This window comes from Saccharothrix sp. BKS2, assembly GCF_047689505.1.
GTDB classification, from domain to species: domain Bacteria; phylum Actinomycetota; class Actinomycetes; order Mycobacteriales; family Pseudonocardiaceae; genus Actinosynnema; species Actinosynnema lopnurensis.
The window spans coordinates 45,803-59,903 of record NZ_JAUQOL010000024.1 but is presented as its reverse complement, the minus strand read 5'-3'; the positions used below and the strand labels follow the sequence as shown (position 1 = coordinate 59,903).

Sequence of the window (14,101 nt, the reverse complement as noted above, 5' to 3'; positions counted from 1 at the left end):
GTGAGGGGGCGGAGAGCGCGCGAGCGCGGTACCGGCCACCCCCCGCCCGTGGCCGGTGCCGCGCCCCGCACCCCTACGCGTGCGCCAGGCAGTGGTCCAGCCGGTCCCGCGCGTCCTCGTCCCCGGTCGCGTCGAGCACCACCCGGTAGTCCGCCGCGGCGGCGTCGAACCGCCCGGCCTCCTCCAGCACCACGGCCCGGTTGAACCGCACCTCCGGCAGGTCCGACAACCCCACCGCGCGGTCGAAGTCGGCCAGCGCCCCCTCCAGCTCGCCGGACTCGTAGGCGAGCTGCGCCCGGATCGCCCAGCCCTGGTGGAAGCCCGGGTCGGCCTCGACCACCTCGGACACCTCCCGCCGCGCGCCGGCCAGGTCGCCGCGCGCCGCCAGCACCCTGGCCCGCACGCACCGCAGCGACAGCGCCAGCGCCGGGCTCACCTCGTCCGGCACGGCCTCGACGTCGGCCTCCGCGCCCGTCAGGTCGTCCAGGTCGCACCGCAGCTCGGCCCGCGCCAACCTCGCCTCCACGTGCGCGGGGTCCAGCTCCAGCACCACCGAGAACTCGCGCAGCGCCCCCTCCGCGTCACCGAGGGCCAGCCGCGTGTCGGCCAGGTTGTAGTGCACCTCCGGGAACGGCGGCGACAGCGGCAGCACCCGCTCGAACGCGGCCAGCGCCTCCTCGTCGCGCCCCAGCTTCCGCAACATGCTGCCGACGTGGAAGTGGTGCTCGGGGAAGTCCGGGTCCAGCTCGGCCACCGCCGAGTAGTCGGCCAGCGCCTCCTCGGCCCGCCCGGTCATCGCGTACACCTGGGCGCGGTTGTAGCGCAGGACGGACCGGTGCAGCGCGTGCTCGCCGGGCTCCAGGTCCGCGTCGAGCCGGGCCATGCCCTCCTCCAGCAGCCGCAGCGCCTCGCCCGGGTTGCCCTGCCGCACCTCGACCAGCGCCAGCCCGTTGCGGCTGAACACCGAGTGGAAGGCCCGCTCCTTGGGGTCGCCCAGCTGGTCCGCGATGGCGATGGCGAGGTTCATCCAACCCCGGGCCCGCTGGAAGTCGCGCCGGTCGGCGGTGAAGTGCCGCGCGTAGAGCATGGCGCTGCCGTAGGCGAGGTTCATGTGGACCAGCGGGTCCGCGGTCGCCGCGCGGGCGTCGTAGTAGATCTCCTCGGCCTCGTCGGCGCGGCCCACCGAGGCCAGCGACGTGCTGGAGCCCTCGGTGAAGTGCCACCACAGCCGGGGGTCGGCGCTCCGGTCCACCGCGACCCGCCCGCGCTTGCCCAGCTCGGCGGCGGCCTGGTAGAGCCCGACCTTGCGGCAGTGGTCCATCGCCGCCCGCAGCTCCTCCGCGCCGCCGCCGGAACCGCGCTCGGCGTGGAACGGGATCGCCCCGAGCGTCCACGACTTCTCGCCGCGCGCCACCAGCTCGGCCAGCCGGGCGTCGTGCAGCTCGGTCCTGCGCTCCGGCGACAGCGCCTCGTACTCGGCCAGGGCGCGCGGGTCGTCGGTCGCGCCGTCGCTGTCCACATAGGACTCATACGGTCCCTCGGGCGCGCTCTCCGCGACGTCGACCGGGGTGGCGTGCGCCTCCAGCTCGGCCCGCATCGAGACCGCCAGCTCACCGCGCGGGTCGACCAGCGGTTCCGCGCCCGTGCCGACGACCACGGTCAGCAGCGGCAGGTCCGCGCGCCGCAGCAGGACCGCGACCAGCTCCTGGTCGGTCGGGTCGGCGTGGTGGGCGTTGTCCACGACCAGCGTCCGGGGCTCGTCGAGCACGACCCGCAGCAGCTCCGCGATGCCGTTGGCGACGTTCAGCGTGTGCAGCCGCGAGTAGAACCGGGTGCGCTCCTCGTCGGAGACGGTCCACTCCATGCTCGACCACGCCTGCGGCACCAGGTCGGCCAGCTCGGGCGCCGCCGTGGCGACCTCGATGTTGTGCCGGACCGCCAGCTCCGGGTGCGCGGCGAACGCGGCCGGCGCGATCTGCCGCAGCAGCGAGCCGGCGGCCGAGTACGGGCCCCGCCGCCGCTGGTGGGCGTCGACGACGGCCAGCACGGGCGGCAGGTCCAGCCCGGCGAGCGCGCGGGCCCGGTCGGTGGCGCGGTGGGCGCGGATCCAGAGGTGACCGGTCATGAGACACGTCCTTTCTCCCGGACGCGGCCACGACGGCGGTCGCGCAGGGCCAGCAGTCCGTAGACCGCGATGGGGATCAGCGAGAAGGCGAGGAACACCGTCGAGTCCAGGACCTGGGTCGCGGTGCCGCCGTCGGTGAAGCGGGTGAACACGCCGCTGAACATGAACCAGGTGACCGGCAGCACCGCCAGCGCGAGCGTGGTGAGGCTGATCGCGTAGCCGACCGGCACGAGCCACGCGTACCAGTGCGCCACGCGCCGGTCCACGGGGTGCCAGGCCGTCTCGTCGCGCAGCCGGTCGGTGCGGCCGAGCAGCCGGTTGACCCGGTTGGCCAGCGTGCCCTTGACCGCGCCGTGCAGGTCGACGCAGCCGAGCACCGTGCTGACCAGCACGTAGAGGTCGGTGCGCAGGTAGAAGGAGAACTGCCAGGCCACCCGCAGCAGCGTCGCGAACGACACGGCCAGGCAGAACCGGCCCGCGAGCGACAGGGAGCCGTCGGGCGCGCGGGTCAGGTCGGCCAGCACGGTGAGCGCCGCCATCGCCAGCACGTCGGCGAGCATCCCGGCGAGGATCGGCAGGTAGCGCTGCCGGCGGGGCACGGTGACCAGGCTGTCCATCGACGTCTCCAGCACGATGAAGTACAGCCGCCGCCCGATGCTCAGCCGGGACGGCAGGCCCAGCCTGCGGCCGGCCAGCGCGTGGAACGACTCGTGCAGGAGCAGCAGCGGCACCGCGGCCACGAACAACGTCGCCTGGATCACCGAGTAGTAGTCGATGTAGAAGATGTGCCGAAAATTCGGGCGCAATTCGGGAGCCCGTACCGCCGCGACCACGGCCCAGACCACCAACACACCGTATGCGGTGAAAGCGACCCGGGAGAACAGGGCCTGGCCGAGCCGCTGCCAGCGCACCGGCGGCAGCGCGCCGGGCGGTCCCGAGGATTGTTCGGGAGTGCCTTCGGCCGCGCCTTCACGGGCGCCTTCGGCAGCGCGCACGAATTCGAGCTCGTGCAGCACTCCGACCACGTCGTCGATGTCGACCGCCTCGCCGTAGCGGCCCTCGTACCACCGGGCGGCCTGCGCGGGCGCGACGCCCTCGGCGAGCTTGCGCACCAGCTCGGCCCCGTCGGGCGGGAAGACCGCGTAGGACTCGATGTCCCGCCGCCCCACGGTCACGTCGTCGCCGTCCTCCAGGTACACCAGGGGGTGCAGGGCGAGCGGTTGTTGCAGGTCGTACACGTCGTACTCCCGGTGGGGCGCTGCGGTGACGGAAGGGCCGGGCGCGGTGACCGCGCCCGGCCCCGGAACCGGTCCGATCAGCTGGCGGGCAGCGTCGGGACCTTGTACTGCGAGCAGGCCGCCGCGGTCAGGCGAACCGGGCCGACCTTGCGGACGGTGATCTTCTTCATCTTCGGCTTCATGTGGTCACACCTCTCAAATCGGTGGAGCAGGGCGCGCGGAACCGACCCCCGGGGTTGACCGAGAATTTTCTCGAGCGCTTTCGGTTATCCCGCGACCCGACTTTCCGGCGGGGACACGGGACGACTGTAAGGACCATCGGTATCAGAAGCGATAGTCCGGAAGAGTGGTCACATCGGGCCACGATCTTCATTGTTCGACGTGACCGCGAATGGACTTCGGAGGGCTTCCGGGGCGAGCCATCGGTTTTTCCGCTGAGGCATTCGACCCAGCGGTTCCGGCATTCGCCGCGCGGCCGGCCGTTCGCCGTACGGCCGGCGCGACGAACGGCCGTACGACGGCGTGCAACTTTGCCGCGCGGCGACCACACGATGTAGCGACACCGGGCTTGGCGCCCGCCCCGCGGGGGTAGACGGCACGGGTGCAGACGTTCCTGCCGTGCCCCACGTTCGGCCGCAGCGCCGCCGCCCTGGACACCCGGAGGCTGGGCAAGCAGCGGGTGGAGACGCTCCAGGTGCTCCGCGCGCTGGTGTGGCCCGAGTACGGGTGGAAGCGGCACCCGGCGGTGGTGATGTGGCGCGGTTTCACCCCGGCCCTGGTCTCCTACGGGGTGGCGGTGTGCGACGAGTGGCGGCGGCGCGGGCACCGGGACGGGGTGCGCGCGGTCCTGCTCGACTACCACGGCGGGCGCGAGCCGACCTGGTCGTGGTGCCTGGAGGAGGGCCTGCTGCCGCCGTGGCTCGGGGACGCCGGGCTGCACCGCAGCCACCAGTCCTCCCTGATCCGCAAGGAGCCGGAGCACTACGCCCCGCTGTTCCCCGGCGTGCCCGACGACCTGCCCTACGTGTGGCCCGGCCCGTCCTACCCGGAGGAGGTGCCCGAGACGCCCGGCCTGATCGCCTGGCGGCTCGACCTGCCGCCGCTGCCCGACGAGCACCTGCCGCCCGCGCCGCCGCTGGACCACCGCCCCGGTCCGTCCGTCGCCCGGGTGCCCACGGAGGCCGACCTGGAGGCGATGCGGTCCGAGGCGGAGGACCCGAGGCAGGTCCGCTTCTTCCGGCGAGGGCAGCCGCTACCGGCTCCGACCGGCAGGTTCACCCTCCAGGTGGGTTCCTCGGACGAGGTCCCGGAAAAAAGTCCGGCGGAGGTGTCGATCCGGTCGGGTCCCCGTTCGACGAAGGGGTGAGACCACCGAAGAGGGGACCGGACATGACCACCACCGACACCACCACCACCGACACCGCTGCTGCCGCTCGTGACGCTCGCGCCGCTCGTGACGCCGGGCGCAACGACGTCGCCCTGGGCGCGTTCCGGATCGTCGTGTCGTTCCTGTTCGGCTTCCACGGCCTGATGGGCCTGGGCTTCTTCGGCGGCGTCGACGGCCAGGGCACGGCCGTCCCCCTCGGCTCGTGGCCGGGCTGGTACGGCAGCGTCATCGAGCTGGTCGGGGCCGTCCTGGTGCTGCTGGGCGTGGCCGCCCGGCCGGCCGCGTTCGTGCTGTCCGGCGTGATGGCCTACGCGTACTTCACCGTGCACCAGCCGGAAGCGCTGCTCCCCATCCACAACACGGGCGAGTTGGCCGCCGTCTACAGCTGGGTGTTCCTCCTGCTGGCCGTGCTCGGCCCGGGTGCCTTCACCCTCCGCCGCGCGTTCCGCCGCTAGGTCCCGCTCCCCCTCGGTGGCGCACCCCACTCGGGTGCGCCACCGACGCGTGTTCGAAGCGCCCCGACCTGGGCACCCTGCGGTCATGGCCGAAACCGTCATTGAGCACCCCGGGTTGACCGACGACGTCCGACCCACCCCCGACCACGGTGAGGCGACCTACCGGGGCACCGGCAGGCTCACCGGCAAACGAGCCGTGATCACCGGCGGCGACTCCGGCATCGGCCGGGCCGTCGCCCTCGCGTTCGCCCGCGAAGGCGCGGACGTGCTCATCTCCTACCTGCCCGCGGAGGAGAAGGACGCCCGCGACACCGCGCGGCTCGTCGAGGAGGCCGGCCGCAAGGCCGTGACCGTCCCCGGCGACCTCGTCGAGGAGTCCCAGTGCGCGGCCGTGGTGGCCCGCGCGGTGGAGGAGTTCGGCGGCATCGACATCCTGGTCAGCAACGCCGCCCACCAGATGGCCCAGGAGAACGGCCTGCTCGACATCACCAGCGAGCAGTTCGACCGGGTGATCAAGACCAACATCTACGCCATGTTCTGGCTGTGCAAGGCCGCCGTGCCGCACATGGGCGAGGGCTCGTCGATCATCACCACCTCGTCCATCCAGGCGTTCCAGCCCTCGCCGCAGCTGCTCGACTACGCCACCACCAAGGCGGCGATCGTCAACTTCACCAAGGGCCTGGCGCAGAACCTGGCCGACCGGAAGATCCGGGTGAACTCGGTCGCGCCCGGTCCGGTGTGGACGCCGCTCATCCCGGCCACCATGCCGCCCGAGGCGGTGGAGAGCTTCGGCGAGGACACCCCGCTGGGGCGGCCCGGCCAGCCCGCCGAGCTGGCCCCGCTGTACGTGTTCCTGGCGTCCTCGGAGTCGAGCTACATCACCGGCGAGGTCGTGGGCGTGACCGGCGGCAAGCCGCTCAGCTGAGCGGTTGGGGATAACCGCAGGTCAGGGGCTCGTGGAAAAACTTCGAGAAAAATCCCCGGAGGTGTCGATCCGCCGTTCGGTTCGTTCGTCGCGTTGTCAGGGGCCAGGATGTAGCCCGGCCGGACGAACCGAACGGAGATCAGACGATGCGTTTCATGGTGATCGTGAAGGCGAACGCGGACACCGAGGCCGGCGTGATGCCGACCGAGGCGGAGCTGCTGGAGATGGCCGCCTTCAACGAGGAGCTGGTCAAGGCGGGCGTGCTGCTGGCCGGCGAGGGCCTGCACCCCAGCTCCCGGGGCGCCCGGGTGTACTTCTCCGGCGACCAGCGCACCGTGGTGGACGGTCCGTTCACCGAGACCAAGGAGCTGATCGCGGGCTTCTGGCTGCTGGAGCTGAAGTCGCTGGAGGAAGCCGTCGAGTGGGTGAAGCGGGTGCCGAACCCGACCGGGGCGGAGTCGCAGATCGAGATCCGCCAGGTTTTCGCCTCGGAGGACTTCGAGAACGCGCCGCAGGAGCTGATCGACCGCGAGAACGAGCTGCGGGCCGAGTCCGACGCGCGCGCGAAGGGCTGAGGGCGGGGCCCGGGTCGGCCTCGGGGCGCCGGGCCACCCACCCCGCCTTGCCCACGCGCGTCGGTAGCTGATCTGATCCCGGGTCGTGACGGCTACCGACGCGCGCCGCGCCGTTGAGGCGGTGTGGCGCATGGAGTCCGCCCGCCTCATCGCCGGTCTGGCCCGGATGGTGCGGGACGTGGGCCTGGCCGAGGAGCTGGCCCAGGACGCGCTGGTCAGCGCCCTGGAGCAGTGGCCGGAAACCGGCGTGCCGCGCAACCCGGGCGCGTGGCTGATGACCGCCGCCAAGAACCGGGGCATCGACGTCATCCGCCGCGCCCAGAACTACCGGCGCAAGCTGGAGGAGGTCGGGCGCGACACGGAGCACGACCACGCGCCGGACGCGAGCACGGGCGTCGGCGACATCGACGACGACCTGCTGCGCCTGGTGTTCACCGCCTGCCACCCGGTGCTGTCCACCGAGGCCCAGGTGGCCCTGACGCTGCGGATGCTGGGCGGGCTGACCACCGCCGAGATCGCCCGCGCGTTCCTGGTGCCCGAAGCGACCGTGGCGCAGCGGATCGTGCGCGCGAAGAAGACGCTGACCAAGGCGGGCGTCCCGTTCGAGGTCCCGGCCGAGGACGAGCGGGACGCCCGCCTGGCGTCCGTGCTCGGCGTGGTCTACCTGATCTTCAACGAGGGCTACTCGGCCACCGCGGGCGACGACTGGATGCGGCCGGGGCTGTGCGAGGACGCGTTGCGGCTGGGTCGGGTGCTGGCCGGCCTGGCGCCGCGCGAGCCCGAGGTGCACGGGCTGGTCGCGCTGATGGAGGTCCAGGCGTCCCGGGCCAAGGCCCGCGTGGGGCCGAACGGCGAGCCCGTGCTGCTGCTGGAGCAGAACCGGGCCCGGTGGGACCAGCTGCTGATCCGGCGCGGGCTGACCGCGCTGGAGCGGGCGTGGTCGGCGCCCGGCCCGCGCGGTCCGTACACCCTCCAGGCGGCCATCGCCGCGTGCCACGCGCGGGCGCGCGTGCCGGAGGACACCGACTGGACCCGGATCGCGGGCCTGTACGAGGCGCTGGCGCTGGTCACGCCGTCGCCGGTGGTGGCGTTGAACCACGCGGTGGCGATCGGCATGGCGTTCGGCCCGGCGGTGGGCCTGGAGCTGGTGGACGAGCTGGTCGACGAGCCCGCGTTGAAGGACTACCACCTGCTGCCGAGCGTGCGCGGCGACCTGCTGGCCAAGCTGGGCCGGACCGCCGAGGCGCGGGTGGAGTTCGAGCGGGCCGCGGGCCTGACCCGCAACGGGCGCGAGCGCAAGCTCCTGCTCGACCGCGCCGCCGCCTGCTGAGGGTCCCGGCCCGGACACCCGTCCCGCCCTCGGGCACCCGCCCCTGGACCCCGTCCCGCCCCCAGGCGCCCGTCCCGCCCCTGGGCACCCCCGCCTCCAGGCGCCCTTCCCACCCGTCCCGTCCCCAGGCACAACGGCGTTCTCCCTCGTCCCGGCCTTCTGGCAGGGTGGGGAGGGGGGATTCGCATGACGCAGGAGAGGCTGGGCAGGCAGCGCCAGTTCGTCCGCTTCTGGACCGCGGACACCGTGTCGCTGGCCGGCACCCACGTGACCACGCTCGCGCTCAAGGCGGTGGCCGTGCTGACGCTCGGCGCGTCGGCCACCGTCGCGGGCCTGCTGGAGTCGGCCCGCTGGCTGCCCTACCTGCTGTTCGGGCTGGTCGCGGGCGTCCTGGTGGACCGCCGGCGGCGGTTGCCGCTGCTCGTCGCGAGCGACTTCGCCCGCGCCGCGGTGCTCGTGCTGATCCCGGTGCTGGCGTTCACCGGCGCGCTCACCGTCCCGCTGCTGGCCGCGGTCGTGGTGGTGTTCGGCACGCTGTCGCTGTTCCACGACGCGGCGCACCAGTCGTTCCTGCCCCGCCTCGTGCCCGCCGCGCAGCTCACCGACGCCAACGCGCGGCTGGAGCAGACCCGATCGGCGGCCCAGGGCGTCGGCCCGCTGGTGGGCGGCGCGCTGGTGAAGTTCGTCGGCGGGCCGGCGGCGTTCCTCGTCGACGCCCTCTCCTACCTCGTCTCCGGCCTGGTGCTGGCCCGGCTGAGGACCGTCGAGCCCGAACCCGTGCCGGCGCGGCGCGACCTGCGCGGCGAGATCCGCGACGGGATGCGCTGGGTGTACCGCCACCGCGTGCTGCGCCCGCTGGCGCTCGCCACGCACGCCTGGTTCTTCTGCTCCGCCATGGTCGGCGCGGTCTACACGGTGTTCGTGCTGGACGCCCTGGCGTTCGACGCGTTCGCGTTCGGCGTGACGTTCGCGGTGGGCGGGGTCGGCGGGGTGCTCGGCGCGTCGCTGTCCGGCCCGGCCGGGCGGCGGTTCGGCGAGGGCCCCGTGATGCTCGCCGGCCGCTGGCTCTCACCGGCGGCCTACGCCCTGCTGCCGCTCGCCACGCCCACCGCCGGCGGGTTCGCGCTGCTGTGCGCCGGGCAGTTCGTCTTCTACTTCGCGATCGGCCTGGAGAGCCCGGTGGAGATGGGGTACCGCCAGTTCGTCACGCCCGACCACCTCCAGGGCCGGATGAACGCGACCATGCGGTCGTTCAACCGGGCCATGATCGTGTTCGGCGCGCCGCTGGGCGGGTTCCTGGCGGACCGGCTGGGGCCGGCGACCGCGCTGTGGATCGCGGTGGGCGGGCTCGTGGCGCAGGCCGTGGCGATCACCTGCTCGCCCGTGCGCGGCGCCCGGCTGTAGCGCCCGGGCGTGACGCACGGCCGTCCGGCGCGGTAGGCCCCGGCAGCCAGGCGGCCCGGGTCCCCCGTCTCAACAGCACTTCTTCAACACCCCCTCCGCCGCTACGCTGCTGGGTTGTGGCACCAGCACCGACCCGCGGAGCCGCGCGCGCCCTGCGCTGCGGCGCGGTCGGGCTGTCCACCGGACTGCTGGCGGTCCTCGCCCACGCGGGCGGCGGCGGTCACCTGCCGTCGTTACCGCACCTGCTGGTGTTCGCGCTCGCCATCGGCTGGACGTGCCTCCCGCTGACCGACCGCCAACTGGGCTTCGGCGAGCTGCTGTCCCTGGTCGGCGTGGTGCAGGTGGCCGCGCACGTCTTCCTGGTCGTGCTGTCCCACCAGCCGCGCGAGCTGGTGCCCGCGCCCGCGATGCTGCTGGGCCACGCCCTGGCCACGGCGATCGTGGTCGTCGCCCTCGCGGGCTTCGAACAGGCCGTGTTCCGGCTGGCCGCGGCCGTGGCGGCGGTCCTGCCGCGCAGGCTGAGCCCGCCGCTCGCGGTCGCGCCGCTGCGCATCCCCATCGCCGCCCACCCGCCGCAGCCGCTGGCGGAGGTGCTGCGCCGCCGCACGGTGCCGCGCCGCGGTCCGCCCCTCTCCTAGGTACCCCTCTCCCCACACCACCGCCCCTGCCCGAGCGGTGGCGTCTCCCGTACCCAGGAGTCCCCCATGATCGAGTCCTGGCGCGGCCTCGTGCTGCGCTTCCACTTCTACGCGGGCGTGCTGGTGGGCCCGTTCGTGCTGATCGCCGCCCTGACCGGCGTGCTGTACGCCGCCACCCCGCAGCTGGAGTCCTGGATCTACGAGGACCACCTGCGCGTGCCCGCGTCCGAGCAGACCCTGCCGCTGTCCGAGCAGGTGAAGGCCGCGCAGACCGCCCTGCCCGACCACGACTGGGTCGCGGTGCGGCCCGCGCCCGAGCCGGGCGCCACCACGCGCGTGCTGTTCGCGAGCGACGGCGACGCGCGGCCCACGGTGTTCGTCGACCCCGGCACCGGGACCGTGGTCGGCACCCTCGACACCTACGGCACCAGCGGCGTCCTGCCGCTGCGCACCACGATCGACACCATCCACCGCAACCTGATGCTCGGCGAACCCGGCCGGCTCTACAGCGAGCTGGCCGCGTCCTGGCTGTGGGTGGTCGCGCTGGGCGGCGTGTTCCTGTGGTTCAGCCGCCGCCGCGCGCAGCGCCTCAAGCCCACGACCCGGCGGCACGCCGTGCTCGGCCTGTGGGTGCTGGTCGGCGCGCTGTTCCTGTCCGCGACCGGCCTGACCTGGTCCACCTACGCCGGGGAGAACGTCGCCGACCTGCGCAAGGCGCTGAACTGGAGCACGCCGGCGCTGGGCGGCAACGACGACCACTCCGGCCACGACATGAGCGACCCCATCCCGGTGTTCCCCGGCGAGGTGGACTCCATCCTGGAGACCGCCCGGACCAGCGGCGGCATCGACGCGGGCGACATCGAGATCACCGTGCCGCCGATGGCCGGGATGTCCTGGCAGGTCACCGAGATCGGCCGGGGCTGGCCCACGCAGGTCGACGCGGTGGCCATCACCGGCGGCTCGGTCTCGGAGGAGGTGCGGTTCAGCGACTACCCGGTGGCCGCGAAGCTGGCCAGGTGGGGCATCGACGCGCACATGGGCGTCCTGTTCGGCTGGCCCAACCAGCTGCTGCTGCTCGCGCTCGGGCTCGGCCTGGTGACGCTGGTCGTGCTCGGGTACCGGGTGTGGTGGCTGCGCCGGCCGACGCGCGGGTTCGGCAAGCCCGTGGCGCGCGGGCGGTGGCGGAAGGTGCCGCCGGCGCAGTTGGCGGTGGTGGGCGTGGTGGCCGCGGTGGTCGGCTGGTTCATCCCGCTGTTCGGGCTGTCGCTGCTGGCGTTCCTGGCCGTGGACGTGCTGCTGGGCTCGAAGGACAAGAAGACCGACGAGCCGCGACCGGAGCCCGCGCCGGAGTCCGAACCGGTGTGAGCCCGGCCTGAGCCGGTCTGAGCCGGTCTGAGCCGGTCTGCACCGGTCTGAGTTCGTCCGGACCGGTCCGAACCGGCCCGAACCGGCCTGAGGGGGCCTGAAATCCCGGCGACGGCCGGGCCGGTGGCGGTTAGGTTGGGCGTCGTGCCGTTCCTTTGACGCCCCCTACCGCCCCGGGCCCGGCCGCTGGCCCGCCTCGCGGTGGGCTGGGCGGCACCGGCCCACACCATCCCGCTGTTCCCGCTGTACGCGCTGCTGTTCACCCACACCGGGCTGTCGGACGTGCGGATCTCGGCGCTGTTCGCGATCTGGTCCACCGTCGCGGTGCTCGCCGAGGTGCCGCTGGGCGCGTTCGCCGACCGGTTCTCCCGCCGGTGGTCGGTGGTCGCGTCCGGCGGGTGCCAGGCCGCGGGCTACGCGCTGTGGACGGCGCTGCCCGGCTTCCCCGGCTTCGCGGCCGGCTTCGTGCTCTGGGGCGTGGGCGGCGCGCTGTCGTCGGGCGCCCTGGAGGCCCTCCTGCACGACGGCCTGGTGGCGGTCGGCGAGGGCCCGGCGTTCGGCCGGGTGCTGGCCCGCGTCAACGCGGTCGCCCTGCTGGCCCAGGTCCCGGCCGCGGTGCTGGCCGCCGTCCTGTTCCGGGTGGGCGGGTTTCCCCTGGTGGGGTGGGTGAGCGTGGCGACGTGCCTGGTCGCCGCCCTGATCGCCACCAGGCTCCCCGAGACGCCCCGACCCCAGCCGGAGAGCTACCTGGCCGTGCTGAGGTCGGGCCTGGCCGAGACGGTCCGCACCCCCGGCGTCGGACCGGTGGTGCTGCTCGTGGCGGCGCTGCTGGCGGTCGACGCCTTCGAGGAGTACTTCCCGCTGGTCACGCGGGACTGGGGCGTGCCGGTGGCGTGGGCGCCGCCGGCCACCCTGGCGATCCCGCTGGCCGGCGCGGCGGGGGCGGCGCTGGGCGGTGGGCGGGTGCCGCTGGCCCCGGTGCTGGGCGGCGCGGCGGTGGTGCTGGGCGCGGCGGGGCTGGTCGGGCACCCGGCGGGGCTGGCGGCGGTGGCCCTGTTCTACGGGGCGTACCAGTTGGTGCTGGTGTCGGCGGAGGCGCGGTTGCAGGAGCGGATCACCGGTGACGCGCGGGCCACGGTGACGTCGGTGGCGGGATTGGGCAGCGAGGTGCTGTCGATGGCCGTGTACGGGGCGTGGATCGCGGGCGGGGTGAGCGGCGTGGCGCTGCTGGTGCTGGTGCCGGCCCTGTTCCTGTCGCGGTTGCGGCGGTAGGCGGGTGCCGCGACCTAGTGCCGCAGTGACTCCAGGAATGCCGTCCAGGAGATCTCCGAGAAACACAACGGGGTCCCCGCAATATTGCGGGACTGGCGCACCAAAGCGCCGCCCGGAGCGAGCGCCACCTCCACGCAAGCACTATCCGTTGACGCGGAACTCTTGCGCCAAGAGGTCAAACGCCCCGCACCGGAATCTATCTGACCCGCATTTGGCCGCACTGCCGATACCCCCTGTCCGCAGAGCCCCGACGTGGACATGGCCGCTTCAGGGTATCGGCGCTTCGCAGGTCCCAACTACCGCCGATGGAGGGAGCAACCTTGCTCCGAACCCCGCACGGACGGAAACCTCGGACCGAGGTGTCGAGCGGGGGGCGCCCCACCCGACACCTCGCTAGCCGAGCACCTCCGCCAATACCCGGTCGATGACCGCGTCGAGTTCGGAGGACGGCATCGCGAGCTCCTCCAACTGCATGAAGGACTCGACGAACTGGGGCCCTACGTTGACATCGTTCTCGATTACCTCCGTACCACCCGGGCGCTCCAGGAACACCGCGTAGTCCTGCTGCTCAGCCGGGAACTCGAAGACCGTGAAGGATCCCTGCATACCCAGGTGAACGCCCTTGTCGAACGTGATCACCTGGATGGTGACGTTCGGTCGGCGGTTCATCTCCTTCAAGTGCTCCAGTTGCTCCCGGATGACCTCTGGCCCACCCACCCAACGGCGGATAGCAGCCTCGTCGAGTATGAAAAACGCCTCGGCCGCGTCTTCGCCCGCCAAGATCCGCTGGCGCTCCATGCGGATCAGGGCGAGCGGGTCGACCTTGGCCTTGTCGACGTACTGCGACAGAGTCGCACGCGCATACGCCTCCGTCTGCAGAAGCCCCGGCACCAGGAGGGCTTGGAACTGCCTGATTACCGTGGTGGACGCCTCCAGCCCCAAGAGCTTGATCGCCTCAGAGCTCAGCAGTGGTCGATGGACGTCCCACCAGGCACTTTTACGACTGGCCTTCGCCAATTCAACCAGCTCATCAACAACAACAGCATCATCGATACCGTAAAAAGCCAGAAGTGCACGAAGGTCAGTGGTCGATACATTAACCGTACCCGATTCGATGCGAATTACCTTGGACTGAGACCAGTCCAGGGCGAGGGCGACGTCCTTCTGCTTCAGGCTCTTTCGTTCTCTGGCTTTCTTGAGCTCCGTGCGCAGGCGGCGCCGCAGTGCAACGGGGTTCGATCCCCTGTCCGTCATGATCGCCTTTCTGCGCCTGGCGGCGATCTGCCATGTGGCAAGTGGCCAACAGGCGCTCTGTTGGTTAGCATGAGGCTATCAGCCGGACTGCCACCAGGCTGGTAGGGTCTCCTACCAAGATCGAGTGATCGAA

13 protein-coding genes are annotated in these 14,101 nt (G+C 72.6%); 9 read left to right on the top strand and 4 right to left on the bottom strand.

Annotated elements, in window-relative coordinates:
- Positions 1–73 precede the first annotated feature (73 nt).
- On the bottom strand, positions 74–2,125 hold the full coding sequence (locus Q5530_RS35340; RefSeq protein ID WP_415367194.1) for a tetratricopeptide repeat protein: 2,052 nt from the start codon (positions 2,123–2,125) through the stop codon (positions 74–76).
- Complete coding sequence (locus Q5530_RS35335; protein ID WP_415367193.1) at positions 2,122–3,363, bottom strand: hypothetical protein; 1,242 nt, start codon at positions 3,361–3,363, stop codon at positions 2,122–2,124. Before Q5530_RS35335 ends, Q5530_RS35340 begins: the two co-directional genes overlap by 4 nt.
- A 601-nt stretch (positions 3,364–3,964) precedes the next feature.
- Between Q5530_RS35335 and Q5530_RS35330 the strand changes: the two genes are divergently transcribed.
- The 9 genes from Q5530_RS35330 (at position 3,965) to Q5530_RS35290 (ending at position 12,714) form a co-directional block, all read left to right on the top strand.
- Positions 3,965–4,729 (top strand): MSMEG_6728 family protein, encoded by a 765-nt coding sequence (locus Q5530_RS35330; protein ID WP_415367192.1) that lies wholly within the window; start codon positions 3,965–3,967, stop codon positions 4,727–4,729.
- A gap of 23 nt (positions 4,730–4,752) precedes the next feature.
- A complete protein-coding gene (locus Q5530_RS35325; RefSeq protein ID WP_415367191.1) occupies positions 4,753–5,205 on the top strand; it encodes a DoxX family protein in 453 nt (150 codons plus the stop codon).
- An 85-nt stretch (positions 5,206–5,290) separates the two neighbouring features.
- A complete protein-coding gene (locus Q5530_RS35320) occupies positions 5,291–6,130 on the top strand; it encodes an SDR family oxidoreductase (protein WP_415367189.1) in 840 nt (279 codons plus the stop codon).
- Positions 6,131–6,276: 146 nt separating this feature from the next.
- Positions 6,277–6,705, top strand: coding sequence for a YciI family protein (locus tag Q5530_RS35315; protein WP_415367188.1), 429 nt, complete (start codon positions 6,277–6,279; stop codon positions 6,703–6,705).
- 130 nt (positions 6,706–6,835) lie between these two features.
- The gene (locus tag Q5530_RS35310) at positions 6,836–8,035 is read left to right on the top strand and encodes an RNA polymerase sigma factor (protein ID WP_415367248.1); all 1,200 of its coding nucleotides are present in this window, start codon (positions 6,836–6,838) and stop codon (positions 8,033–8,035) included.
- Between the two features lie 186 nt (positions 8,036–8,221).
- A complete protein-coding gene (locus tag Q5530_RS35305) occupies positions 8,222–9,439 on the top strand; it encodes an MFS transporter (RefSeq protein ID WP_415367187.1) in 1,218 nt (405 codons plus the stop codon).
- Positions 9,440–9,555: 116 nt separating this feature from the next.
- A complete protein-coding gene (locus Q5530_RS35300) occupies positions 9,556–10,077 on the top strand; it encodes a hypothetical protein (protein WP_415367186.1) in 522 nt (173 codons plus the stop codon).
- A 66-nt stretch (positions 10,078–10,143) separates the two neighbouring features.
- Positions 10,144–11,442: a PepSY-associated TM helix domain-containing protein gene (locus tag Q5530_RS35295; RefSeq protein ID WP_415367185.1), complete on the top strand. Its 1,299-nt coding sequence runs from the start codon at positions 10,144–10,146 to the stop codon at positions 11,440–11,442.
- A gap of 201 nt (positions 11,443–11,643) precedes the next feature.
- Positions 11,644–12,714 (top strand): MFS transporter, encoded by a 1,071-nt coding sequence (locus tag Q5530_RS35290; RefSeq protein ID WP_415367184.1) that lies wholly within the window; start codon positions 11,644–11,646, stop codon positions 12,712–12,714.
- A gap of 14 nt (positions 12,715–12,728) precedes the next feature.
- Here the strand turns inward: Q5530_RS35290 and Q5530_RS35285 are convergent, their stop codons facing one another.
- Positions 12,729–12,974, bottom strand: coding sequence for a DUF397 domain-containing protein (locus tag Q5530_RS35285; protein ID WP_415367183.1), 246 nt, complete (start codon positions 12,972–12,974; stop codon positions 12,729–12,731).
- 133 nt (positions 12,975–13,107) lie between these two features.
- The gene (locus tag Q5530_RS35280) at positions 13,108–13,968 is read right to left on the bottom strand and encodes a helix-turn-helix domain-containing protein (RefSeq protein WP_415367181.1); all 861 of its coding nucleotides are present in this window, start codon (positions 13,966–13,968) and stop codon (positions 13,108–13,110) included.
- Between the last annotated feature and the right edge of the window lie 133 nt (positions 13,969–14,101).